Origin of the sequence: Mesorhizobium sp. PAMC28654 (assembly GCF_020616515.1) — a bacterium.
In the GTDB taxonomy this organism is placed as follows: Bacteria; Pseudomonadota; Alphaproteobacteria; order Rhizobiales; family Rhizobiaceae; genus Mesorhizobium.
Window position 1 is genome coordinate 3,882,067 of sequence record NZ_CP085135.1, and the last position, 24,636, is coordinate 3,906,702.

Annotated in this window: 17 protein-coding genes and 6 pseudogenes; 18 read left to right on the top strand and 5 right to left on the bottom strand. The window is 61.6% G+C overall.

The window, feature by feature from the left end:
* Window positions 1-59 precede the first annotated feature (59 nt).
* Together LGH82_RS19015 and LGH82_RS19020 are read right to left on the bottom strand one after the other, a co-directional pair.
* A complete protein-coding gene (locus LGH82_RS19015) occupies window positions 60-1,436 on the bottom strand; it encodes a virulence factor family protein (protein WP_227344207.1) in 1,377 nt (458 codons plus the stop codon).
* A gap of 204 nt (window positions 1,437-1,640) precedes the next feature.
* Window positions 1,641-3,665, bottom strand: a complete 2,025-nt coding sequence (locus tag LGH82_RS19020; RefSeq protein ID WP_227344208.1) for a transcriptional regulator — start codon at window positions 3,663-3,665, stop codon at window positions 1,641-1,643.
* A gap of 191 nt (window positions 3,666-3,856) precedes the next feature.
* Here LGH82_RS19020 and LGH82_RS19025 point away from each other — a divergent pair, with 191 nt between their 5' ends.
* From LGH82_RS19025 to LGH82_RS19035, 3 genes are read left to right on the top strand one after another with little or no spacing between them, the layout of a single operon-like run.
* Window positions 3,857-4,945, top strand: a complete 1,089-nt coding sequence (locus LGH82_RS19025) for a PLP-dependent cysteine synthase family protein (protein WP_227344209.1) — start codon at window positions 3,857-3,859, stop codon at window positions 4,943-4,945.
* 13 nt (window positions 4,946-4,958) lie between these two features.
* Window positions 4,959-6,449, top strand: coding sequence for a pyridoxal phosphate-dependent decarboxylase family protein (locus LGH82_RS19030; RefSeq protein ID WP_227344210.1), 1,491 nt, complete (start codon window positions 4,959-4,961; stop codon window positions 6,447-6,449).
* 49 nt (window positions 6,450-6,498) lie between these two features.
* Window positions 6,499-6,855 carry a hypothetical protein gene (locus LGH82_RS19035; RefSeq protein ID WP_413771472.1) on the top strand — a complete coding sequence of 119 codons (357 nt, stop codon included), beginning with the start codon at window positions 6,499-6,501 and terminating at the stop codon, window positions 6,853-6,855.
* A 168-nt stretch (window positions 6,856-7,023) separates the two neighbouring features.
* On the opposite strand, the gene LGH82_RS19040 is transcribed toward LGH82_RS19035, so the two are convergent.
* A complete protein-coding gene (locus LGH82_RS19040) occupies window positions 7,024-7,497 on the bottom strand; it encodes a hypothetical protein (protein ID WP_227344212.1) in 474 nt (157 codons plus the stop codon).
* A 258-nt stretch (window positions 7,498-7,755) separates the two neighbouring features.
* Between LGH82_RS19040 and LGH82_RS19045 the strand changes: the two genes are divergently transcribed.
* The 5 genes from LGH82_RS19045 to LGH82_RS19065 all read left to right on the top strand — a co-directional run bounded on the left by LGH82_RS19045 (window position 7,756) and on the right by LGH82_RS19065 (window position 14,768).
* The gene (locus LGH82_RS19045) at window positions 7,756-8,127 is read left to right on the top strand and encodes a hypothetical protein (protein WP_227344213.1); all 372 of its coding nucleotides are present in this window, start codon (window positions 7,756-7,758) and stop codon (window positions 8,125-8,127) included.
* A gap of 120 nt (window positions 8,128-8,247) precedes the next feature.
* Window positions 8,248-8,874, top strand: a complete 627-nt coding sequence (locus LGH82_RS19050; protein ID WP_227344214.1) for a CDGSH iron-sulfur domain-containing protein — start codon at window positions 8,248-8,250, stop codon at window positions 8,872-8,874.
* Between the two features lie 121 nt (window positions 8,875-8,995).
* Window positions 8,996-11,038: a hydantoinase/oxoprolinase family protein gene (locus LGH82_RS19055; protein WP_227344215.1), complete on the top strand. Its 2,043-nt coding sequence runs from the start codon at window positions 8,996-8,998 to the stop codon at window positions 11,036-11,038.
* Window positions 11,039-11,320: 282 nt separating this feature from the next.
* The gene (locus LGH82_RS19060; protein ID WP_227344216.1) at window positions 11,321-13,495 is read left to right on the top strand and encodes a malate synthase G; all 2,175 of its coding nucleotides are present in this window, start codon (window positions 11,321-11,323) and stop codon (window positions 13,493-13,495) included.
* A gap of 181 nt (window positions 13,496-13,676) precedes the next feature.
* The gene (locus LGH82_RS19065) at window positions 13,677-14,768 is read left to right on the top strand and encodes a hypothetical protein (RefSeq protein ID WP_227344217.1); all 1,092 of its coding nucleotides are present in this window, start codon (window positions 13,677-13,679) and stop codon (window positions 14,766-14,768) included.
* A 52-nt stretch (window positions 14,769-14,820) separates the two neighbouring features.
* Here LGH82_RS19065 and LGH82_RS19070 read toward each other — a convergent pair.
* Window positions 14,821-15,723, bottom strand: a pseudogene (locus tag LGH82_RS19070) (YifB family Mg chelatase-like AAA ATPase); the annotation flags it as partial.
* Window positions 15,724-15,771: 48 nt separating this feature from the next.
* Between LGH82_RS19070 and LGH82_RS19075 the strand changes: the two are divergent.
* The 8 genes and pseudogenes from LGH82_RS19075 (at window position 15,772) to LGH82_RS19110 (ending at window position 23,313) form a co-directional block, all read left to right on the top strand.
* On the top strand, window positions 15,772-17,514 hold the full coding sequence (locus LGH82_RS19075) for a recombinase family protein (protein ID WP_227344218.1): 1,743 nt from the start codon (window positions 15,772-15,774) through the stop codon (window positions 17,512-17,514).
* 126 nt (window positions 17,515-17,640) lie between these two features.
* Window positions 17,641-18,375: pseudogene (istA, locus tag LGH82_RS19080) on the top strand (IS21 family transposase); the annotation flags it as partial.
* A gap of 218 nt (window positions 18,376-18,593) precedes the next feature.
* Window positions 18,594-19,823 (top strand): annotated as a pseudogene (istA, locus tag LGH82_RS19085) (IS21 family transposase); the annotation flags it as partial.
* A gap of 51 nt (window positions 19,824-19,874) precedes the next feature.
* A protein-coding gene (locus LGH82_RS19090) for an IS3 family transposase (RefSeq protein WP_413771365.1) occupies window positions 19,875-21,025 on the top strand; the annotation gives its coding sequence in 2 pieces (ribosomal slippage) (window positions 19,875-20,139 and window positions 20,139-21,025; 1,152 coding nt in all).
* 34 nt (window positions 21,026-21,059) lie between these two features.
* Window positions 21,060-21,314: pseudogene (locus LGH82_RS19095) on the top strand (ATP-binding protein); the annotation flags it as partial.
* 51 nt (window positions 21,315-21,365) lie between these two features.
* Window positions 21,366-21,650 (top strand): annotated as a pseudogene (locus LGH82_RS19100) (IS21 family transposase); the annotation flags it as partial.
* 70 nt (window positions 21,651-21,720) lie between these two features.
* Window positions 21,721-21,876, top strand: a pseudogene (locus tag LGH82_RS19105) (IS3 family transposase); the annotation flags it as partial.
* A gap of 85 nt (window positions 21,877-21,961) precedes the next feature.
* Window positions 21,962-23,313 (top strand): IS3 family transposase gene (locus LGH82_RS19110; protein ID WP_227344189.1). Its coding sequence is split into 2 segments (ribosomal slippage): window positions 21,962-22,298 and window positions 22,298-23,313, totalling 1,353 coding nucleotides; the frame shifts between segments, so codons are not numbered across the junction.
* A 235-nt stretch (window positions 23,314-23,548) separates the two neighbouring features.
* Here LGH82_RS19110 and LGH82_RS19115 read toward each other — a convergent pair.
* Window positions 23,549-23,743 (bottom strand): hypothetical protein, encoded by a 195-nt coding sequence (locus LGH82_RS19115; RefSeq protein ID WP_227344219.1) that lies wholly within the window; start codon window positions 23,741-23,743, stop codon window positions 23,549-23,551.
* Window positions 23,744-23,796: 53 nt separating this feature from the next.
* Here LGH82_RS19115 and LGH82_RS19120 point away from each other — a divergent pair, with 53 nt between their 5' ends.
* Window positions 23,797-24,054 (top strand): hypothetical protein, encoded by a 258-nt coding sequence (locus LGH82_RS19120; RefSeq protein ID WP_227344220.1) that lies wholly within the window; start codon window positions 23,797-23,799, stop codon window positions 24,052-24,054.
* Between the two features lie 13 nt (window positions 24,055-24,067).
* A complete protein-coding gene (locus tag LGH82_RS19125) occupies window positions 24,068-24,619 on the top strand; it encodes a hypothetical protein (protein ID WP_227344221.1) in 552 nt (183 codons plus the stop codon).
* Window positions 24,620-24,636: the final 17 nt, after the last annotated feature.

Consider the following 24,636-nt stretch of genomic DNA (forward strand, 5'->3'; position numbering starts at 1 on the left):
TGGCGTAATTCCCCTCAGATTCTGGCGCCAATTGGGCGCCGCACCATTTTGATCTCAAATCAAGGGGCAGGCTGAGCCGCCAGCCGCTTGTGCAGTCCGTCAATGATCTTCTGCGTCAAACCGTTGTAATCGCCATCGAAATGATGTCCGCCGGTGGTCTTGATCGTCTGTATCGGGGTGCCCACGAGTTGCGGACAGGCGGTATCGTCCTCGTCCTCGCCGTAAAAGCACTGGATCATCGCCGGATTGATCTTGCGAAGCTCGGGCAAGGTCGGGACTTCGTCGCCACTGCTGGAGCCAAGCCAGCCTTCGACGGAAATCTCGTAGGACGCACCGGTGGAAAAGCCCAGCAAGGAAATCTGCGCGATGTCGGCCACTGTGGCCTTGTCCAGCACATTGTAGACGGAGGGCAGCACGTCCGCGCCGAAGGAATAGCCGATCAGCAGCACATGCTTCACATGCCAGCGGTCCTTGTAGGTCGCGATCAGGTTTTCCAGGTCGGTGGCTATGGCCTGCGGCGTCTTGGCGGACCAGAAATAGCGAAGCGAATCGATCCCGACCGTCGGGATCCCCTTGCTTTGCAGGACGGTCGCGATCGATTTGTCGATGTCGCGCCAGCCGCCGTCACCCGAATAGACGATGGCCAGCGTGTCCTCGGTCGGCGTTGCCGGCAATTCGGCGATGGGCAGGTCGGAAATGGATCCCGCTGCTGGAGCAAGCAAGGCTTCCACCGCCAATTCGAGCGCGTCCCCAGCCGCGCTGGTGCTCTGCGTGAGGTTGATCGCGTGGCCCTGCTTGATCAGGCTGTCGATGTGGCCGCGCTGGTCGACCGAGCCGGCGGGTGTGAACACGACGTTCAGCTTTTCCGGAAGCTGCCCAGGCAACAGGTCATAGACAATGCCGTTGGCGGTATCGTGCCGGGGCGCACCGCTGCACAGCGTGCGCTTCGACGGAAATGTCTCGGTCGGGTCCACGGCGACGCTGCCGCCGATGGTCGCCGGCGGCGTCTGCGCGGCGATGCCCATCACCAGCCCGCCGGCCGTCCCGGATCCGGCCAGGATCGGCGGCTTGTACACGGAAGCCTTGCCGGCGCGCATCACCTCATGGCTCAGCGTCTCGATGTCCGACACCAGATAGACGCAATCGCCATCGGTCTTGTCTATCGCGGCGAGGTAGCTGGGCATGTCGACGCCGACAACGGCGGCGCCCTTGTCCACCAGGCGCTTCGAAAGATCCTCATCCGCCGGTGACCAGCCGTCGAGAGCGGAGAAGACGAACACGGTGACGGACGGCGGTTGCGCCGGCAACACGATGTGACCGCCCGGGATCATGCCGGTATCGAATTCCGCGGCCAGGCCAGGCGTTGCACAGGAAGCAACGGCCACGAACAGCAATGAGGCGAGCGACTTGAGACTGTTTGAAGGCGAAAGGGGCAAGGTTGTCTTTCTCAAGTTTCTGTTCAGCGTCTTTGTAAGCCGGGCGCGCGGCAAATAAAAGCCGCGGGGAAACCACGTCTTTGGCTCCTGGCCGGAATCCGAGGCAACAAGATGTTCAACCCGTCGCGCTGGCTGCGGCTTTTTGGCTGCCCATCGTGATCCTGACACTGGCGCCGGTGCGACGCTCCGTCGCCGCTGTTCGCCTCAGCCCAGCCCGATCCGCCTGGCGCCTTGCCTAAACAGCGCCGCGGCGTCCGGTTCGAAGCGGAAGGTGCCGATGAAATCATCCGCGCAGTAGTGCGGCAGCGTCCTGCGGATGGTGGCGGCAAAGCCGCGCGCCTCGTCGAGCCGGCCCGCCAGCGCCAGGCAATGGGCGGCGATCGCCAGGATGATGGCATGGGCGTTGGGCCGGGCTACCGCCTTCAACGCCCAGTCGGCCGCCTCGTCGAACTGGCCGAGGCGGACATGCGCCATCGCCCTGGCACCCAGCATGCCGAACAGCAGCGGATCGAACGGGCTCAGGTGACGCGAATGGTCGGATGAGCCGATCGCCGCCATCGGGTCGCCGGACTGCGAGTGGACAAAGGACAGCGCATAGTGGCCGAGCGCGAAGTTGGGGCTCAGATCCACGGCTCTTTCCAATTCGATCAAGGACCCGTCCTGCTCGCCACGCAGCCACAGCGCCCGGCCCATGGCCCAATGCGCCGCCGGATTGTGGTCGTCGACCAGGAGGCTCCGGCCGGCGGCCTCGAAGGCGAGAGCGCTTTCCCGGTCGCGATCGCCCCAGCGCTGGAAGGCGCTTTGCCAATGGGTGAAGGACAGGCCGGCATAGGCGCGCGCAAAGGTCGGGTCGCGCTGCACGGCCATTTCGAAGAAATGCCGCGCCAGCTCGTTTTCCGGCTGGGTGAAACGGTACATGTGCCAGAGGCCGCGATGATAGGCCTCCCAGGCGTTGAGCGAATTGGGCGCTTTCAGCATGGCGCGGTTGCGCTCGACCGTCTCGACCTCGATGGAGATCGAGGAGACGATGCTGTTGCCGATATCATCGAGCACGGCGAAGATGTCGTCCGGCCTGCGTTCGAATGTCTCGGCCCAGACGATCCTGGCCGTGCGCACCTCGACAAGCTCGACGCTGACAATGATGCGGCCCGCAAGGCTGCGTACCCAGCCGGTGGTGACATAGTCGACGTTCAGCCTGCGGCCGGCATCCTCCGGCGCGATGTTCATCTCGGCGAGCGCGAAGACCGATCCGCGCGCGATAACGAAGAAGTCCCGCAACTTGGCCAGGCGGGTGATGATGTCGTGGGTGAGGCCATCGGCCAGGCCGCCGCGAACGCTGCCCGTGCCGGCCTCTTCGACAAACGGCATCACGGCAAGGCTGGCGTGACGATTTTCGACGGGGGCATCGGCGGGCGTGATGGTCGCCGTGATGGCCGCTGGCAAAACGCATGGCAATGTTCGCGATGCCACACCCGGCTGTTCGCCTCGGATCGCCTGCCAGGCGGCACGGACCGGTTCGAAATCCAGCTCTTCCGACTTAAACAGCACGGCGGCTGCCGTCATATGCGCCTCGGCCGCGCCGAGCTGGCTACGCGCAGCCAGATTTGCCAGCAGCGCCGCATGCGCGCGTGCGTCGAACGGCGCCATCTCCACCCATCTGTCGAGATGCGCCGATACGTCCTCCGATCCTGCCGGGAGGCTCGCGACAAGATGTTCCAGGATGGCGGCATGGCATGCGTGAAAGCGGCGGCGTTGCGCGACCAGCCAGCTGTTGAAATGCGGGCTGCGATCAAGCACCAGCCCGTCGAGAAAATCGCCGGTGAATAGCCTGGCCAGAGCCTGAAGCCTCGGCACACCGAGCGTCGTGATATCCTCCGCCGCCGCAAGAACGGCGACCGCGTCGACGAAGTCGTCCTCGAGACGCAGCGCGACCGTATCGCCTTGCGTCTCGATACGGCGACAATCCGGTTCGTCGAGAACACCGCGAAGCTTGCTGAGGCACCAGCGCAGTTCGCCCCTGGGATCGTTCGGTACATCCCACAAAAGCTCGCACAGGCGGCTGCGCCCGACCGGATGCGGCGCCAGCGCCAGATAGGCGAGGAGCGCGCGCAGCTTGCGCGATTGTGGCAGGTCGACCGTCGCGCCATCGCGGATAACCGTCAGCGGCCCAAAAAGGCGCACGGCAAGGCCAGCCTTGCAGCCATCCGGGCTCGATCGGGCGGATTCCACGTGCGTTTCCACGCCTGTTCCCACGCTGACCAGTCGGCATCTCCTCTATCACCGAAAACGACAGGGCGCATCGCCGGATGCCGCTATTGCCGCGTTGCCGGCACGTCAGGGAACCATAGCGCGGCAAGGTCTCAAGACTTCGCCGCCCAACCGCCGGTTTGTAACCGGCCCGTGAGGACAGGAGATCCGACATGTTGCATCACCAGAAAATCAGGACCACGGCCGGGCGCGGGCGCCTGTTCGACAGCATTCTCGATACGGTCGGCGATACGCCGGTGATCCGCGTCAACAATCTCGGGCCGGCACACGCGACCATCTATGTGAAGGCCGAGTTCTTCAATCCTGCGGCTTCGGTGAAGGACCGGCTGGCGCTCAACATCATCGAGGAGGGCGAGCGCAGCGGCGCGCTGAAGCCGGGGCAGACCATCGTCGAGGCGACCAGCGGCAACACCGGTATCGGGCTGGCCATGGTCTGCGCGCAAAAAGGCTACCCGCTGGTGGTGACCATGGCCGACAGCTTTTCCATCGAACGCCGCAAGCTGATGCGCATGCTGGGCGCCAAGGTGGTGCTGACGCCGCGCGCCCAGAAAGGTTTTGGCATGTACAAGAAAGCGGTGGAATTGGCCGAGGCCAATCGCTGGTTCCTCGCGCGTCAGTTCGAGACGGCGGCCAATGCCGCCATCCACGAGGCGACGACGGCGCGCGAGATCATCAATGATTTCGCCGGATCGAGGCTCGACTGCTTCGTCACCGGCTATGGCACCGGCGGTACTGTCGTCGGCGTTGCCCGTGTGTTGCGCCGCGAGCGGCCGGAGACCCGCATCGTGCTCTCGGAGCCGGCCAACGCCCAGCTCATCGGAAGCGGCAAGGTGCAGGAGCGCGGCGCCGACGGTGCACCCGCCGCCAGCCATCCGGCCTTCGAGCCGCACCCGATCCAGGGCTGGACGCCGGATTTCATCCCCAATGTCCTGCAGGAGGCGATCGACGCCAGCCTCTATGACGAGGTGATGCCGATAGCCGGGCCCGAGGGCATCAAATGGGCCACGGCGCTGGCGCGCAAGGAAGGCATATTCACCGGCATCTCCGGCGGCTCCACCTTTGCCGTGGCGCGGCAGATCGCCGAGAAAGCGCCGGCGGGATCGGTGATCCTGTGCATGCTGCCCGACACCGGCGAACGCTACATGACCACGCCGCTGTTCGACGGCATCGAGGCGGAGATGGACGCCGACGAGATCGCCCTGTCGCGCTCGACACCCGGCTGCCAGTTCCCGGCGGCTTGACGAGAGCCATGTCATGGACGCCGCACACGAAACACTCGGCATGGTGGCCGAGGAAACGCTCGACCCATCGGACTGGACCGATGTGCAGGCACTGTCGCATCGGATCGTCGACGATGCCGTCGCTTACCTGCGCGATGTCAGGGATCGCCCGGTGTGGCAGGAGATGCCCGGCAACGTGAAAGCGTCCTTCACCGCACCCCTGCCGCGATCGCCATCGTCGCTGACCGAAATCTATGGCGAGGTCGTGGAAAAAGTGATGCCCTTTCCGATGGGCAACATCCATCCGCGTTTCTGGTCCTGGTACATGGGATCGAGCAACTTCACCGGAGCGCTCGGCGATTTCCTGGCGGCGATCCAGGGCTCCAACCTCGGCGGCGGCAACCATGCCGCCGCCCTGGTGGACGGCCAGGTGGTGAACTGGTGCAAGGAGATGCTGGGCTTTCCAGCTTCGGCCAGCGGCACGCTGGTCAGCGGTGGCTCCATGGCCAACATCATCGGGCTGACCGTGGCGCGCAACACCAAGGCGGGCATCGACGTGCGCGAGCACGGCGTTGCCGCCATCGCGAAGCCACTGCGCTTTTATGGCTCGGATCAGCTTCACTCCTGCCATCGCAAGGCCATGGAGGCTCTTGGCCTCGGCAATCGGGCGCTGCGCCGCATCTCGACGGATGCGGACTTGCGGATCGACATCGAGGCCTTGCGGTCGGCGATCGCCGAGGACCGCAAGGCGGGCTACAGGCCGGCCTGCGTCATCGGCAATGCCGGCACGGTCAACACCGGAGCGATCGACGATCTGCAGGCGCTTGCTAAGCTGGCGCACGAGGAAGACCTCTGGTTCCACGTCGATGGCTGCATCGGGGCCCTGATCGCGATTGCGCCGCGGAATGCCCATCGCGTCGCCGGTATCGAATGGGCCGATTCGGTTGCGCTTGATCCCCACAAATGGCTGCACGCGCCGTTCGAGGTCGGTTGCGCGTTGGTCAGGGACGCTTTGGCACATCGCAACACTTTCGCCGTCACGCCGGAATATCTGGAATCGACGCCGCGCGGCCTCGCCTCCGGCCAGTGGCTGCACGACTACGGCATGCAGACCACGCGCGGCTTTCGCGCGCTCAAGGTGTGGATCGCGCTCAGGGAACATGGCATCGAGAAGTTCGGCCGGCTGATCGACCAGAACATCGCTCAGGCCGGCTATCTCGCCGACTTGATCGTGGACGAGCCTCTGCTGGAACTGGTCGTGCCGCCGACCGTCAACATCGTCTGTTTCCGCTGTCAGCCCGGCGGCATGAAGGGCGCGGCGCTGAAGGCGTTCAACACAGAGATCATGCTGCAATTGCAGGAGCAGGGCATCGCAGCACTTTCGGACACGACGGTGCGCGGCGAACACTGCCTGCGCGTCGCCATCAACAACCACCGCACCCGGCGCCAGGATCTGGACCTGCTGGTACGGGAGTTGGTGAGGCTGGCGCGCGGGATGGGGAAGCCGGGCGCTGCATCTTCCTAGGCACGGGCGGCCATGCGAATCTGCTGGAATGATTCGGGAGGTGCTCATGGTGACGCTGTTTCGCATTGCCGCTCTCGCCGCCTTGCTTCTGACCACGTCCGCGCACGCGGCGGACATGGCCTTCTTCGTGAAGAACAAGCGCACGGAAGCGGTCGCGGTCGAACTGTTCAGCCGTGACCGCGAGACCGTCTGGCCAGGCAACGACAAGGTTTTCCTCATCGATCCGAGCTCGCGGAAATCGATCCCGATCTCCTGCAATGCCGGCGAGCGCATCTGCTATGGCGCTTGGGTGAACGGCAATGATAGCATTTCCGCTGGCGTCGGGCCGGACAACGACCAGCCTTGCGACACGTGCTGCTTCACCTGCGTCGAGCATTCGACCGAGACGATCGATCTGGTGGAGTGAGGAGCGGTCGGCCGCGGGCCGATCAATCGACAACGATTTGTCGATTGAAGCGACGAACGGTGAAGGCCCGGTCCGCCTTCGGGCGGATCGAAAGGTCCAGTGGACCTTTTTGAAGGGCCTGAACGCCCGAAGGGCAGGGAGCCATAGGGGAGGGCAAAGCGCGGCGCTTTATCCCACCATCCGCTCGAACTTCATCACCCAGTTCAGCTCCCAGTTCTGCCCACCGTCGGTCGAGAATGACTGTTCCCAGCGCGGGCTGGCGCCGGTCGTCCACAGGAAGCGCACGCGCACGGGCCGACCGCCCTCGACATCGTCGCCGAAGAACTCGCCGCGTCCATCGACAAAGCGGCCGACGGTCGGAGGAAACAGCCGGAAACTCTTGGTGTCCGACCAGTAGATCGACCACAAGCCGGTTTCCGGATTGTAGAGGCGCAGCGTCATGCCGGTGAAGTCGCGCACGGGGATGAACATCTGGTCGAGATTGCCGCCGAAGCCGCCGCCGGGGATCGGCATCACCTTTTCGACGCGCGAGGTGGCGGGGAAGGTTTCCCAATCCGTCGAACCGATCAGCCGCCCGCGCAGGAACTCGTTGGTGATCGACCATTCGCCGACCAGGAAATCGAAATCGTCAAATCCGCTCATAGTCCCTTCCCCCCTCGATAGAACCGACCTTGAATGCAAGGTCTTCATAGCAGGGGCCTCCTGACAGGGCAGTGTCAGGAGGCAGACCGCCGACGATGTTTTTCGGCGGCGGACGATTCCACGCTGCCGGCACCTCCGCGGTCGGGCCGCCATCTCGAAAAATCAGGATCCGGTCGTGGCACCCCCTTCCGTGCATCAACGCAGCATGGCATGGGTGTCCATGCGGTCGGACGGGCCGTTTCTTTCCAGGGGGTTACCATGTTCCATGCTTACGCGCGCCGCACGCTGGCCGCGCTCTCTCTTGCCGCATTGCTCGCACCGGCGGCACAGGCCGCCGACATTACCTTCTCCATCAAGAACAGCCATCCCAACGCCATGCGCGTCGAGCTTTACAGCCAGGACCGTGACTATGTCTGGCCGGGTGACGGCAAGGACTACTACCTCGATGACGGCGAGACCAAGCAGCTGCCGATATCCTGCAACCAGGGCGAATCGATCTGCTACGGCGCCTGGGTCGACGGTGAAGAGGGAACCTATTGGGGCGTTGGACCCGGCAACAAGGAAAAATGCGAGGATTGCTGCTACACCTGCACCGGCGGCGAGACCGAGGAAATCAATCTGGTTCCCTGACCGGTTTGCCAGCTTGACGCTCTTCCCGGCGAAGCCATAGCCTGCACTAAGGCAAGTACCCAGGGCGCGCCGCGTCTGTCCGCTCGGACGCGGCGTGCTCCAGGCAACAGGAGCACAGCAATGGCTGGCATGGTCGAAAGCAAAGAGATCGACGTCGGATTTTCAGGAAAACGCTGCATTCATTCGCGCAACTGCGTGCTTGGCGATCCGCATGTCTTCGTGCCCAATGCGCCCGGCGAGTGGATCCATCCCGACGCGGCCAGCGTCGAGAAGGTCGTGGCCCTCGCCGAAAACTGCCCTTCGGGCGCCATCACCTATGTCCGCAAGGATGGCGGGTCGCAGGAGAACCCGCCGGTGGTCAACACCGTGCGCATCCGGGAGAATGGCCCGCTGGCTGTCCATGCCGAGATCGTGCTCAACGGTGAGACATTCTTCCGCGCCACGCTCTGCCGCTGCGGCGCCTCCGAAAACAAGCCTTTCTGCGACGGCAGCCACACCAAGGCGGGCTTTGCCGCCACCGGCGAGCCCGCGCTGAAGAACACGCCGGCGCTTGAAGCACGGGATGGGCCGCTCACCGTAAAGCCGACCACGAATGGCCCGCTCAAGCTCGAAGGCAATCTCGAGATCGTCACCGGCACCGGCCATACGGTCGACCGGACCACGGTCGCCTTCCTCTGCCGTTGCGGCCATTCGGCCAACAAGCCTTACTGCGATGGGACGCATAAGAAGGTCGGGTTTGTGGGGTGAAGGCGGGACTCTCCCCCTTGAGGGGGGAGATCACCCTTGGCCTATCTCTCATTGCTTTATCGCTCGGCCGCTATCGGCTAAGGGCGGGGAACCAGAGTTCCTCGCCTATCCGGATCCGCCAATGACCGCCAAGACCAAACCACTGCCCCTGTTCCTCGGGATCGACACCGGCGGCACCTATACCGACGCAGTGCTGTGGTCCGAGATGGAAGGACCCCAGCACGGCCCAAACAAGGGCAAGGTGCTGGCCAAGGCCAAGTCGCTGACGACGCGGCACGACCTTGCCGTCGGCATTTCCGGCGCGGTCGACGCGGTGCTGGCGAAGGCCGGCACCGACCCGGCGGCGATAAAACTGGTGTCGATGTCGACGACGCTTGCCACCAACGCGCTGGTCGAGGGCCAGGGCGGCCGCGTGGCGCTGATCATGATCGGCTTTTCCGAGGGGGATCTCGCGCGCGACGGATTGAAGACGGCATTGGGCACCGATCCGGTGGTGTTCTGCCCCGGCGGTCATGACGTCCACGGCAATGCCGCGAAGCTGGACCTCTCCGCGTTGGAGGCGGCGCTGCCCGAGCTGGAAAAATCGGTATCCGGCTTCGCCGTCTGCGCCTATTTCGCCACCCGCAATCCAGCGCATGAGATCACTGCCCGCGACCTGATCCGCGAGAAGACCGGCCTGCCGGTCACGGCCAGCCACGAACTGTCGGCCAAGCTCGGCGGCCCGCGCCGGGCGCTGACGACGCTGCTCAATGCAAGGCTGATCTCGATGATCGACCGGCTGGTCGCGGCAACCGAAGGTTTTCTCGAAGCCCGCAAGATCGCCGCGCCCCTGATGGTGGTGCGCGGCGACGGCGCGCTGGTGTCGGCCGCCTTTGCCCGTCAGCGCCCGATCGAGACCATCCTGTCCGGCCCGGCCGCCAGCCTGGTCGGCGCCCACCACATGACCGGCCTCGACAATGCCATTGTCTCCGATATCGGTGGCACCACCACCGACGTCGCGGTGTTGGACAAGGGCCGGCCGCGGCTTGATCCCGAGGGCGCCACGGTCGGCGGCTTTCGCACCATGGTCGAGGCTGTAGCGATGCGCACTTTCGGCCTCGGAGGCGATTCCGAAGTGACGCTGGAGGACGGCGCGCTCATCCCTAAAATCCTGCTCGGGCCCCGCCGCCTCGTGCCGCTGGCTCTGGCCGGCATGATGCATAAAGAAGCCGTGACCCTGGAACTCGAGCGCCAGCTGCGGTCGCCCAATCCGGGCCGCATGGACGGCCGGTTCGCCGTCAGGACAGGCGTTCCCGACAGGCTTGCCGCCGGGCTGACCGGCGCCGAGGCGCGGCTCTATGAGGTGATAACCGCCACGCCGATTGCCGTCGACAAGCTTCTGACTTCGAATGCGCAGAATGCGACCCTGAACCGGCTGGTGTCGCGCGGGCTGGTGCATGTTGCTGGTTTCACGCCGTCCGACGCCGCCCATGTTCTGGGCAAGCAGGCGAACTGGGATGCGGTCCCGGCACGCCTCGGCGCCGAATTGTTTGCCCGCAGGCGCGACGGCCGGGGGCAAGCCATCGCCGCTTCGCCGGAAGCGATCTCGGAGCGGGTGCTGGTGACGCTGACGCGCTGGTCGGCCGAATACATCCTCGAAACCGCCTTTGCGGAAGATGGTCTCGATGGCGCCTCGACCGTCGCGCATGCGCTTGTGCAGCGCGCCGTCGACGCGCATCCCGGCATTGCGCGCTTCAGCGTCTCGCTCGACCGGCCGGTCATCGGTCTCGGCGCCTCCGCGCCGCTGCACTATGCTGGCCTGCCGCCATTGATCGGCAATGACTGCGTGGTGCCCGAGGATACCGACGTCGCCAACGCGCTTGGCGCCGTCGTCGGCCAGGTGCGGGTCTCCGCCGAAGCACGGGTCAGCCAACCTAAGGAAGGCCTGTTCCGTGTCGCCTCCGGCGAAACCGTGCGCGATTTTCTTGACGAGGCAGCAGCAATTGCGTCGGCTGAAAGCGATGTCCGCGCCATTGCCGCGGCGCGCGCCAGGGATGCCGGCACCGACAGCGCCGAGATCGAGGTCGCGACCGATTTCCGGGTTTCAACCGTCGAAGGCCAGCGCATGTTCATCGAGGCGCATGTGGTGGCGGTGGCGTCCGGGCGGCCAAGGATCGCGGTATAGTCTTCATCTTCCTTCTCCCCGTTCTCGGGGAGAAGGTGCCCGAAGGGCGGATGAGGGGCAGCGCCAACGAAATATGGTTTCACCGTGCCGCCTCTCCGGCCAACGTCGAGCCGCCCCTCATCTGGCTGCCGCCATCTTCTCCCCGTAAACGAGGAGAAGGACGCTGTTTCGCCAACCTTGCCTAAATGTCCCCTTCACCTTAAGCCGAATTGACCGGGCAAACCCGACATGCCAAAGGCCCCGGAGCCGGCAAACCCGGCCACAAGTATTGGAGACGTGCTGATGACCGACCGCATCGAGATCGCCGGATTGCGGATCGCCCGCGAGCTGCATGATTTCGTGGAGCGCGAGGCGCTACCGGGCACCGGGATCACGGCCGACGCATTCTGGAACGGTTTTTCGGTCATAGTCCACGACCTTGCCCCGAAGAACCGGGCGCTGCTGGCCAAGCGCGACGCCATGCAGGAAAAACTCGACGGCTGGTATCGCGACAATGGCGCGCCGGTCGACATGGATGAATACAAGACCTTCCTCAAGGAGATCGGCTATCTCGTCCCCGAAGGCCCAGCCTTCGCCGTGACGACGGAGAATGTCGACCCGGAGATGTCGGTGGTCGCAGGGCCGCAACTGGTCGTGCCGGTGATGAATGCCCGCTATGCGCTGAACGCCGCCAATGCGCGCTGGGGTTCGCTCTACGATGCACTCTACGGCACCGATGCCATCCCCGAAGCGGGTGGCGCGGAAAAGGGCAAGAGTTTCAACCCGGCGCGCGGCGCCAAGGTGGTTGCCTGGTCCAAGAACTTTCTCGACGAGTCGGTGCCGCTCACCTCCGGCAAATGGGCCGGTGTAAACGGGCTTTCGGTGGCGAACGGCGCGCTGCGGCTGGGCGCTGGCGCTGGCTCGACCACGCTTGCCGACCCCAGGCAATTCGCCGGCTATCGCGGCGACCCAGCCAATCCCGATGCCGTCCTTTTGGTGAAGAACGGCCTGCACACAGAGATCGTCATCGACCGAAACAACCAGATCGGCAAGACCGACCCGGCCGGCATTGCCGACGTCGTCCTGGAATCGGCTGTCACCACCATCCAGGACTGCGAGGATTCAGTCGCGGCGGTCGATGCCGAGGACAAGGTCGTCGTCTACCGCAACTGGCTGGGATTGATGAAGGGCGACCTTGCCGAAGAGATCACCAAGGGCGGCAAGACATTTACCCGCAAGCTCAATCCCGATCGTTCCTACACGGCTCCCAATGGCGGCACGCTGACGGTGCCCGGCCGCTCGCTGATGCTGGTGCGCAATGTCGGTCACCTGATGACCAATCCGGCGATCCTGGACCGCGACGGCAACGAAGTGCCGGAAGGCATCATGGATGCGGCCATCACGGCATTGATCGCGCTGCACGATGTGGGTCCGAAGGGACGTCGCGCCAATTCCCGCGCCGGCTCGATGTATGTCGTGAAGCCCAAGATGCACGGGCCGGAGGAAGTGGCCTTCGCCGCCGAGATTTTTGGCCGTGTCGAGGCGCTGCTCGGGATGGCCCAAAATACCATCAAGATGGGCATCATGGACGAGGAGCGGCGCACCACCGTCAACCTCAAGGAGGCGATCCGCGCGGCAAAAGACCGCGTCGTCTTCATCAACACCGGTTTCCTCGACCGCACCGGCGACGAGATCCACACCTCGATGGAAGCCGGCCCGATGATCCGCAAGGGCGACATGAAGCAGGCCGCCTGGATTTCCGCCTATGAGGCCTGGAATGTCGATACCGGCCTGGAATGCGGGCTGGCCGGCCACGCCCAGATCGGCAAGGGGATGTGGGCGATGCCCGACCTGATGGCGGCGATGCTGATCGAGAAGATCGCCCATCCCAAGGCCGGCGCGAACACCGCCTGGGTACCGTCGCCGACGGCGGCGACGCTGCACGCGACGCATTATCACAAGGTCGACGTCCATGCCGTACAGGCGGCGCTGAAAAGCCGGCCGAAGGCGAAACTCGACGACATCCTTTCGGTGCCGGTCGCGGTACGCCCGAACTGGAGCGACGCCGACATCCAGAAGGAGCTCGACAACAACGCGCAGGGCATACTGGGCTATGTCGTGCGCTGGATCGACCAGGGCGTCGGCTGCTCGAAAGTACCTGACATCAACGACGTCGAGCTGATGGAAGACCGCGCCACTCTGCGCATCTCCTCGCAACACATCGCCAACTGGCTGCGCCACGACGTCTGCTCGCGCATCCAGGTGATGGATTCCCTGCGGCGCATGGCGGCGACCGTCGACCGGCAGAATGTCGGCGATCCGCTCTACCGGCCTATGGCACCAGACTTCGACAATTCCATCGCCTTCCTCGCCGCCTGCGATCTCGTCTTCAAGGGCCGCGAACAGCCCAACGGCTACACCGAGCCAGTCCTGCACGCGCGGCGGCTGGAGCTGAAGGCACGAGATCGGGTCGGGTAGGCTTCGGTCTGCACTGAACAGCTACCGACGTTTCGGCATAGGCCGAGTCGTACAGTCGGCCGGCCACAGGGCCTACAAGTAATATATCAATATTTTGACTGCGATTTCTTCTTTTGGTATTTCAAAGCGAGACTTGGACGAATAATATCAGGCAGACTGCCTCTAAAGAGGAGCGGATTTTTTGGGCGGGTTTTTTCCTGAATCAAGATCTACCCCCTTCTTAATATCATTTTTGTTATTTTTATTTTTGGCTTTTTGCTATTCGCCAGCAAATGCTGAAAATAGTATTTCCCAGATTGTCCCACTCATAAAGCAGGAGTATCCAGGCAAACCGCCCCACATTCGGATGCTGTATGTAAATATTCTGTCGCTTGGGACGCGAAAGATCAATCAGCCAATTCTACTCGATACAGGATCGAGTGGTATGACTATTGACTGTGCCGCTGTTCTTCCTCGCAAATTGTGCTCGGCCGAAGGAGTTCATATCACCAAGACCCTGGAACTGGATGGAATATTCGTTACCACCCAAAAGGTGGTCATGAATTACGGGATCTACGATGAATACGGAAACGTTGCATTAGCTCGTGTGACTTTCGGCTCACCACATTCCCCTGTCGCCACCGACCGGTTGGTCCCGTTTCTCATTCGCTATAAAACAGTCAAACGCAGTACGGGTGAAATAGTTGGCGGCCGGCTCTGGCCGAAAGGCATTTTTGGTGTTTCTCCCATTGGAGGTGGAGGGCCAAATAGGATGCTTAAATCGCCGATTGACGCTGTGAGTGCCGGAAATGGCCTTCGGAAGGGATACTATCTTTCTCCGATAGGCACCGATTGGAGGATTTGCGCAAATGAGGATGCGAACTGTCCGACAGTTGAGGCCTTTCACATCGGGATATCGGAAAGCGTCAAGAGTGATTTCAACACCCAGAAATGGATGGCTGCAAGCAACCGCTATAATTTCCCGACCATAGATTCGTGTATTTTGCTGAAAGAAATAACAACTTGCCGGCCGACAGTTTACGACACAGGAAATTCCACCATCCTGTTAGCGGACAACCTGCCAAAGGACTCAGATGGGTCGATGGGTGTCGGGACCAAGGTAGCCGTAAAAATCGCAATGCTGGGGGAATGGAAGTTCGATACGTCATACGCTTCCGAGTTGGAGTTCTCTCCAACGATCGGCCATAGCATTGTCGGTATACGATACTTTGAGACAAACAGTTTGCTTGTTGATCTTGACGCGAAAGAAATCGGCATCCGCATAGGGCACTGACGGGAATTATGCGTTCTGTCCCGCCGAGTCGGGAAGCGAACCTAAGTGACCTCTAAGCCGCCTGCGCCACGCGCTCTGACATCATCCGATAGGAAATCGCCTCCGCCAGATGGATGCGACCGACCGTCTCGCTGGCGTCTAGGTCGGCCAGCGTCCGCGCGACTTTCAGCACGCGGTGATAGGCGCGCGCGGAGAAGCCGAGCTTTTCACTGGCGTCCTTCAGCAGCGACAGGCCGGCGGCGTCAGGCGTCGCGATCGCCTCGATGATGGACGGCGAGCAGTGCGCGTTGGTGGTGGCGCGGGCGACGCCGAGGCGTTCGAAACGCTCGTGCTGGATGGTGCGGGCGCGCGCCACGCGCAGTGCCACGGCCTCGCTCTTCTCTGCCCGGTCCGGCCGGATCAGGTCGCTGGCCGAGACCGCCGGCACCTCGATGCGCAGATCGATGCGGTCGAGCAGCGGACCGGAAATGCGGGCTTGATAATCGGTGCGGCAGCGGTCGCCGCGCAGGCAGCGATAACCGGGTTCGCCGGCCATGCCGCAACGGCACGGGTTCATCGCCGCGACCAGCTGGATGCGCGCCGGATAGGTGACGCGGTGGTTGGCGCGCGCGATCATGCAATCGCCGGTTTCGAGCGGCTGACGCAGAGCATCGAGCGTCTGCGGCGTGAATTCGGGAAACTCGTCGAGGAACAGCACGCCGTGATGGGCGAGCGAGACTTCGCCCGGCCGCGCGCGTATGCCACCGCCGACCATGGCCGCCATCGAGGCCGAATGGTGCGGAGCGCGGAACGGCCGCCGGTCGGTCAGCTTGCCTTCGCCGAGTTCGCCCGCCACCGAGGCGATCATCGAGACTTCGAGCAATTCCTTCGGCGCCAGCGGCGGCAGGATCGACGGTAGCCGCTGCGCCAGCATCGATTTTCCGGAACCCGGAGGGCCGACCATCAGGACATTATGGCTAATTAATTGACAGCCGCGCCTTTGGTGATGTAGTCCGCAGCAACCATGGCCGAACCCGCACCCAAGCGCCCCCGGGCTTACTCCTACATCCGCATGTCCACAGACATTCAGCTGAAGGGCGACAGCCGACGCCGTCAGCTTGAGCTGTCGGAGGCATACGCCAAAGAACACGACCTCCAGTTGGTCGAGGAGTTCCAGCTGGAAGATCTCGGGGTGTCGGCGTTCAGAGGCGCCAACCTGTCGGAGGCTTCGAGCCTCGGCCGTTTTCTGCAATCGGTCAAAGACGGCGAGGTTCCGGTAGGCTCGTACCTGTTGGTGGAGTCGCTTGATCGCCTTAGCCGGCAAAATGTCTTCACGTCGCTTTCGCTTTTCACTGACCTGATCAAGGCCGGGGTGGTGCTCGTGACACTCGTCGACGGCCAAGTTTATACGGCGGATAAGACCGATTTCAGCCAACTGGTCGTTTCGTTGGCGATCATGAGTCGAGCCCACGAGGAATCCCAGACGAAGAGCCGTCGTCTGAGCGCGGCCTGGACGAACAAGCGCCAAACAGCTGACCACCAGAAGCTGACCGCGCTCGCCCCAGCTTGGCTCAATCTGTCGACCGACCGGAAGTCCTTTGTTCTTGATGGCGCGCGTAGCGCCGTCGTTCGGTCGATCTTGGAGGATGCGGCGGCTGGCTTGGGAAGCTACGCCATCGCAAGACGGCTCAATGCCAGACGCATTGTGCCCTTTGGTCGATCCAAGGGCTGGCAGACATCATATGTTACGAAGATCATGACAAATCGCGCTGTGATTGGCGAGTACCAGCCACATATGATGCTGGACGGAAGACGGGTCCCAACGGGTGCACCAATCCCGAATTATTTTCCCCCGGTTGTGGACGAAGAGCTCTACCTGAGGGTGCTTGCGGGGCGCTCTCAACGAAGGGTAGGGGGCGCGGGACGGAAGGGGAATTTCGTCAGCAACCTTTTTTCCGGATTGGCTCGCTGCGCCTACTGCGATTCGCAGATGCATTTCATCAACAAAGGATCCCTGCCCAAGGGCGGCAGCTACTTGGTATGCGACAATGCTCACCGGGGCCTTGGCTGTGACAACATGGCCTGGCGCTATGACGATTTCGAGGCTTCCTTTCTGACTTTCGTCGAAGAAGCCGATCTGCGTCCGCTGCTGCAAGCTCAAGGAGACAGCGCCGGGCCAGGGGGCATCGACCAAAGGGCCCAGGCGCTGGAAGGCAGAATTCTGCAGCTTGAGAAAGAACGAGATCGGACGTTCCGGCTGCTGCTCGATCAAGACATGCCATCGGAGTTTTTGAAAGGAGAGCTTGCCAAGCTCCAGCGCGACATAGAGATGGTGTCCGTCGACCATGCTGGTTTGGTCGAACAGCGCCGTCAACTTGAGGCCGAGGTTGCAAGCTTCTACGCGAGCCGCGACGAGATCCAGGACCTGGTCGCTCAGATGCGCGCTCGTGAGGGCAATGACAGATATCGGCTTCGTACCCAGGTGGCCGGCCGGCTCAAGTCGCTGATTTCGGTGATCAATGTGGCGACGCTGGGTGATAGGCGACCATATCCCGAGAACCTGATCGAGCTAACGAAAGAAGCGCACGGTCTGACGCAGGGTGGTCAAAACGGTCGCTCTCAGGGCCCGGATATCCCTGACCGCTCTGCTCGCCATTTCGACGTGTTCTTCAAGGATGGCACGACCCGCCTCATTCGCCCACGGCCGACTGACCCGGTCATTGGTGAAAGCCAAGTGTACCGCTCGATTTACTCGACTAGCCGGTAAATCTATCCCCTTCCTGTTGATTGCCACTGAGAACTGACCCGGCGACACAGGATATTTCCACCGAGAATTGACCCATGTTTGACCCTTACCCTGCGTTTTTTCAGCGGGGATTACGGAGTGATCGACATGGCATTATTGAGCGTGATCCGACGCTGGCATTATCGAGAACATTTATCGATCCGAGAGATTAGCCGTAGGACCGGCTTGTCTCGGAATACGGTGCGCAAATACCTGCGGGTGGACGAGGTGGAGCCGAAGTTCAAGGTTCCAGAGCGGCCGAGCAGGCTTGACGCATTTGCCGACCGCTTGTCAGCCTGGCTGAGGGCGGAGGCCAAAAAGAACCGCAAACAGAAACGCACGATCAAGCAGCTTCATGCCGATTTGCTGAGCCTTGGCTATGAGGGGTCATACGGTCGTGTTGCGGCTTTCGCTCGGGAGTGGAAGGCTGATCTGCAGAGGGAGTTACAGACGACAGGGCGCGGAACATTCGTGCCGCTTTCGTTCGATCCTGGTGAAGCGTTCCAGTTCGACTGGTCCGAGGACTGGGCGATCATCGGCCATGAACGTACCAAGCTGCAGGTGGCCCATAGCAAGCTCAGCTACTCGAGGGCGTTCATCGTGCGAGCCTATCTCCTGCAGACGCATGAGATGCTGTTCGACGCCCATAATCATGCCTTCCGTGTCTTTGGGGGCGTTCCCCGGCGCGGCATCTATGACAATATGCGGACAGCGATCGACAAGGTCGGCCGCGGCAAGGAGCGCGACGTCAATGTCCGCTTCATGGCCATGGCCAGCCACTATCTCTACGAGCCTGAGTTCTGCAATCCGGCCTCTGGCTGGGAGAAGGGACAGGTTGCGCGGCGACAAACAAGGTGAGACTCAGCGTCAATCAGGATGAGACTCGGCGGCGGGGGTGTGACGAAGGGAGGGCGTAGCCCGACCGGAGTTACACCCCCCCCGCCGCGCAATTTTTCAGCGTCTTATGATCGCGGTCGGCCCGGTAGCTTGGTGGTTTTCTGGAATGGAGAACCATCTTTGTGCCGGGTCGCCATGTAACCGATCATCAGACGAGGCTTTTTATGAAGTACCGACAAAACAATTCTATCGAGGTCGCCGCCGCCAAGGCGTCGATCAGCAGGGCGACGGCCTATCGCATCAAGACGGACGCGCACCTGCCATCGCAAAAGCAAAAGGCTCGTGGCCGGCGGAGGCCTGACCCTCTCGAGCATATCTTCGATGCCGAGGTCGTTCCCCTTTTGAAGGCGGCGCCAGGCATCCGTGTTGTCGCCATCTATGAGGAGATGCTGCGGCGGCACCCGGAACTGAGCGCGGGCATTCGCCGAACGCTGGAGCGGCGCATCCGGTCATGGCGTGCCATCCACGGCGAAGAGCAGGAGGTTATCTTCCGCCAGCTTCACGAACCCGGCCGACTCGGGCTATCGGATTTTACCGACATGGGCAGCCTTGACGTGTCGATCGCCGGCCAGTCTCTTGATCATCTACTCTACCACTTCCGGCTCGCCTGGTCCGGCTTTGAACACACCCATGTCATTCTCGGCGGCGAGAGCTTCGTGGCCCTGGCCGAAGGACTGCAGAACGCGCTGTGGTCGCTTGGGGGAGCGCCGCTCTATCATCGCAGCGACAGCCTGTCGGCGGCTTTCCGCAACCTCAGCGCCGATGCGAAGGAGGATCTCACGCATCGCTACGAAGAGCTTTGCGCGCACTACCGCATGACGCCGACCCGCAACAACAAGGGCATCGCGCACGAGAACGGTTCGATCGAAAGCAGCCATGGCCATCTCAAGGATGCCATCCGTGACGCCCTTCTGATGCGCGGCAGCAGAAATTTCGACGATCTCGGCGCGTATCGAGCCTTCATCGACGAGATCGTCAGCCGGCACAACGCCAATCATGGCAAGCGCATCGATGCCGAACGCCCTCAACTGCAGGAACTTCCAGACCAGCGGACCAGCGACTTCGAGGAGGTGGTCGTCACCGTGTCGCGGACCGGCGGCTTCACCTTGCGCAAGGTCTTCTACACCGTTCCCTCCCGCCTGATCGGACATCGGCTTCGCATCCGCCTGTTCGATGATCGCCTCGAGGTCTTTATGGGAGGAACAAAGCTGATGACGCTGCCCAGGGGCCGAGGCCATGCCGACGGGAGGCACGATCAGGTCGTCAACTATCGGCACGTCATCCATTCCCTGCGCAAAAAGCCGATGGCGCTTCTTAATCTCGTCTATCGTGACAAGCTCTTCCCGCGGCAGGAATACCGCAGGGCCTTCGACGAGCTCATTGAGCGGCTGCCTGGACTTGCCCCGAAAAAGTGGAGAGTTTCCTTCTGATGAAAGGCGACCTCGATGACGAAACAGAGACAGTTTACGGATGCGTTCAAGGCGGAGGCGGTTGGCCTTGTGCGAACGAGCGGTCGGACGAAGCGGCAGATCGCGGAGGATCTTGGTGTTGGTTTCTCGACGCTGACGCGATGGATGGGTCGGCAGCTGGATCGTGAGATGGGCGATCCTGGGCGTCCGCCTGATGCTGATGTCGCCGCTGAATTGAAACGGCTGCGGCGGGAGAATGAAATCCTTCGGCAGGAGCGGGATATCTTGAAACGGGCGACGGCTTTTTTCGTCAAGGAGGGAAGTCGGTGAGGTTCGCGCTCATCGACCAGGCGAAGAAGGATTTCCCTGTGGACCGTTTGTGCGCGACGCTGGGTGTCAGCCCGAGCGGCTACTTTGCCTGGGGGCGCCGGCCGGCGTGCCGCCGGCAGCGCGACGACATGATAATGCTGGCGCATGTGCGATCGTCGTTCGCGCTGTCGAACGGAACCTATGGTAGCCCGCGCATGACGCGGGAACTGCAAGACAATGGCTTTGCCATTGGCCGGCGACGAACGGCGCGTCTGATGCGGGAGAATGGCCTCCAGGCAAGACAGAAGCGGCGGTTCAAGCGCACGACGGACAGCGAACACGCCTTTCCGGTTGCCCCCAATGTCATCGACCAGGATTTTGCCGCCACTGGTCCCAACCAGAAATGGGGTGCCGACATCTCCTACATCTGGACGCGGGAGGGCTGGTTGTACCTTGCTGTCGTCATCGATCTGTTTGCCCGCAAGGTCGTTGGCTGGGCTGCTGGCAACCGGCTACACCGCAGCCTGGCTCTGGCAGCGCTCAACAAGGCGTTCGTCATGCGGCAGCCGGAACCCGGCCTCATTCACCACTCCGACCGCGGCAGCCAATATTGTTCTATCGACTACCAAGCCGAATTGCGTGCCGCCGGCGTCATCATCTCAATGTCAGGCAAGGGCAATTGCTTTGATAACGCCATGGTCGAAACATTCTTCAAGACGCTGAAAACTGAACTGATCTGGCGCACCTCTTTCCTTACCCGCGCCGATGCCCAAGCCGCCATTGCCCGATATATCGACGGCTTCTACAATCCCATCCGGCGGCATTCCGCGCTCGACTACATCAGCCCGATGCAGTTCGAGCGAAACGCCGCCGAATGAGCAACCCGCTCTCCACTTTACCGAAGCAAGTCCAAACAGAATCTTTCCGGACCCCGCCATGACCCTCGCCGCAGTGGACCGACTTGTTCACCACGCAACGATCTTCGAGATGAACGTCGAAAGCTACCGGCGCAGATCCGCCATGGAAGCCAAACGCCAGCGCGGCAGGCCAGCCTCTTACGCGACAATCAAGAACAAACACGAACTTGTCGCGGAGCGGCAATCAGAAATAGATGAAGGCCTTGCCAGCGACAATCAGCATGATAATTTGCACGTGACCGCGACCTGAGAATCTCATCCAGATCGCCGCTCACGTCTCATCCAGATCGTCGCGCTATAACAGGTCGAGAAGAATGTGCAGGATGCGCGTCATCGGTTCTTTCAACCGGTTCCGCGCTTTCCATCACTGGAAGCCCTGAACGACTGGCTGGAGCTTCGATGCAAGGAGTTTTGGCACAAAACCCCGCATGGAAGAATGCGCGGCACCATTGGCGATGTCTGGGCTGAGGAAGCCCAGTCTCTCATGCCGGCGTCCCGTCTCTTCGACGGCTTTGTCGAATACACCAAGCGGGTCTCCCCAACCTGCCTCGTCCATCTGGAACGTAACCGCTGTTCCCCGTCAGCACCTGTGTCCCAGATTTGAGGTTGTGAATTAAGGAGGGTTTTGATCTCGTCGTCACGACGAAGGAACCAAGATGAGCCCTAAATCCTCAAGTGCCAAGAAGCCTGCCGAGCAGGTGGTAAAGGACATTCGCCGGGCGACCCGGCGGCATTTTTCAGCGGAAGACAAGATCCGGATCGTGCTGGACGGGCTGCGCGGCGAAGACAGCATCGCCGAGCTGTGCCGCAAGTGTTCCCCGTCAGCACCTGTGTCCCAGATTTGAGGTTGTGAATTAAGGAGGGTTTTGATCTCGTCGTCACGACGAAGGAACCAAGATGAGCCCTAAATCCTCAAGTGCCAAGAAGCCTGCCGAGCAGGTGGTAAAGGACATTCGCCGGGCGACCCGGCGGCATTTTTCAGCGGAAGACAAGATCCGGATCGTGCTGGACGGGCTGCGCGGCGAAGACAGCATCGCCGAGCTGTGCCGCAAGGAAGGGATCGCGCAGAGCCTGTATTACACCTGGTCCAAGGAGTTCATGGAGGCCGGCAAGCGCCGATTGGCGGGTGATACCGCTCGTGCTGCCACCAGCGACGAGGTCAAGGATTTGCGCCGGGAGGCCGGCGCGCTGAAGGAATGCGTCGCTGATCTGACACTGGAAAACCGTCTGCTCAAAAAAAGCATGATCGCGGATGGGGACGAGCAAGAATGAGATATCCCGCATCCGAAAAGCTCGAGATCATCAGGATCGTCGAGCAGTCACACCTGCCAACCCGCAAAACGCTGGACCGACTGGGCATCCCGCGCCGGACCTTCTATCGCTGGTATGACCGTTATGTCGAGGGCGGGCCTGAGGCGCTGCAGGATCGGCCCTCGGCGCCGAGCCGGGTGTGGAACCGCATCCCGCCTGCCATCCATGACCAGATCATCGAACTGGCGCTGGAGCAGTCCGAGCTCTCCCCGCGCGAACTGGCAGTACGGTTCACCGACGAGACGCGCTACTTCGTGTCAGAAGCCAGCGTTTACCGGCTCCTCAAGGCCTACGATCTGATCACCAGCCCGGCCTATGTGGTGATCAAGGCGGCGAACGAGTTCCACACCAAGACGACGCGACCCAACGAGATGTGGCAGACGGACTTCACCTACTTCAAGATCATCGGCTGGGGCTGGATGTACCTGTCGACCGTGCTCGACGATTACTCCCGCTACATCATCGCCTGGAAACTGTGCAGCACCATGCGGGCCGAGGACGTCACCGACACGCTGGACATGGCACTTACTGCCTCAGGGTGCGACCAGGCCCATGTGCACCACAAGCCTCGGCTGCTCAGCGATAATGGCCCCAGCTACATCGCCGGCGAACTGGCGGACTATATCCAGGACCAACGCATGAGCCATGTCCGGGGCGCTCCAATGCATCCCCAGACCCAAGGCAAGATCGAGCGCTGGCACCAGACCCTCAAAAACCGAATCCTCTTGGAGAACTACTTTCTGCCCGGCGACCTTGAGGCCCAGATCGCAGCCTTCGTCGAACATTACAACCATCGACGCTACCACGAGAGCCTGGCCAACGTAACGCCAGCCGACGCCTACTTCGGCAGGGCCGCAGCCATTATCAAACAGCGAGAAAGGATCAAACGCCAAACCATCCAACATCGGCGCTTGCAGCACCGCAAGATCGCCGCTTAACATCAACCCCAAGATGAGGCCGACACTCCGCTAATCTGCGATCCAATCTGAGCCAAATGATCTGACGACGGACACAGTTCCATGCGCAGACAGTTAAGAGCTTCGCAAATCGACTGCTTAAGCGGTAGGACCGTAAAATCGCCTGAACTTTATCGTGCTGCCGGCTGTCCGACCTCGCATCGGTGAATGTTTCCGCGCAGCACTGGCTTTTCGCATTTTGGGCATTTTCCAGCGATCATTTTCTGCGCCTTTTACGTTCGACCCACCCGTTGAAATATTGCTCCTCGCTGACTCCGGCTTTTCGGGCGCGCCGCCGCATTCCCTTCAAAGCGCTTCGTGTAGGCGCATCAACGCCGGTCTGGTTTTTGAAGTTGGCTGAGGCCATGGCAACCACGGCGAGACCGATCACTATCAAGATTACTGCGCCCAACGTTTCCTCCCCCGGTTGCCGCTCCCGACGACGGCGAACATGCCGGAGCCTGAATGGTAGCGCAAGCATGTCTTGTGCATCTCAATTTGCTGGGCGAAAGTGAATTGGCATCAAACTGGGGGGATCCAATGAATTTCGTAGCCACAAAGGAACTTAAGGACCAAATCGACGATCTGCATCGCGGATTGCATTTCACGTTAGAGGCATTGGTCAATCAGAAAGACTATCGTCGATCGGAAGAGCTGCTGCGCGAGATGGATTTCTATCTAACCAGAATGGTCAACGAGACCAAGGTCACACGATTGCGATAGAACGAGGCTACTGATGGCGGAGTTTAGAGATGTCGATTGGTCGGAACACTACCGCTTCGTCGGGACGTTCGTCGTCGAGTTTGAGAAGATACCGACCAAGCTTCGGTATTTCTACAGCTGCATTCTGCAACTGCAAGGCTTGAAAGTATGGGAACTCGGCGCAAACGTTCTATCCATCGTCACCATTTCTCCCGAGAGCCTCGCAATTGCGTACGGGTCGGCGCTGAAGCTGCTGACGGACGACAAAAACGTCAAAGGCTTGGTCGATGATATCTGCAAGCGCACGAAGACACTGGCGGAGCGTCGCAACGAAATCGTCCACGGAGAGTGGCGCATTGGTCCGGAAATGGTCATCGTTGGCACAGATAAATTGCCGGACCGGTTCGGTATAAAGCGGAAGCCGACGAAAGATGGGCAACGCGTAACCGATCTTCCTACCATCAACGAACTTTCCGGTTTAGTAGATGAAGCTAGGGCGATTGCTCAAATGATAGAGCGAGCTTTCATCGCACTCGTGATGATTTTAGAGCCACCAGATGCGGCATCCTCACAGGCGGAATCGTAGCGAGAAGAACGACTATC

Coding starts and splice junctions, on each gene's coding strand:
- LGH82_RS19040 (WP_227344212.1), bottom strand. CDS start 7,497: ATGAGCGGATTTGACGATTTCGATTTCCTGGTCGGCGAATGGTCGATC.
- LGH82_RS19120 (WP_227344220.1), top strand. CDS start 23,797: ATGGTAGCGCAAGCATGTCTTGTGCATCTCAATTTGCTGGGCGAAAGT.
- LGH82_RS19050 (WP_227344214.1), top strand. CDS start 8,248: ATGGCTGGCATGGTCGAAAGCAAAGAGATCGACGTCGGATTTTCAGGA.
- LGH82_RS19025 (WP_227344209.1), top strand. CDS start 3,857: ATGTTGCATCACCAGAAAATCAGGACCACGGCCGGGCGCGGGCGCCTG.
- LGH82_RS19030 (WP_227344210.1), top strand. CDS start 4,959: ATGGACGCCGCACACGAAACACTCGGCATGGTGGCCGAGGAAACGCTC.
- LGH82_RS19055 (WP_227344215.1), top strand. CDS start 8,996: ATGACCGCCAAGACCAAACCACTGCCCCTGTTCCTCGGGATCGACACC.
- LGH82_RS19075 (WP_227344218.1), top strand. CDS start 15,772: ATGGCCGAACCCGCACCCAAGCGCCCCCGGGCTTACTCCTACATCCGC.
- LGH82_RS19060 (WP_227344216.1), top strand. CDS start 11,321: ATGACCGACCGCATCGAGATCGCCGGATTGCGGATCGCCCGCGAGCTG.
- LGH82_RS19125 (WP_227344221.1), top strand. CDS start 24,068: ATGGCGGAGTTTAGAGATGTCGATTGGTCGGAACACTACCGCTTCGTC.
- LGH82_RS19045 (WP_227344213.1), top strand. CDS start 7,756: ATGTTCCATGCTTACGCGCGCCGCACGCTGGCCGCGCTCTCTCTTGCC.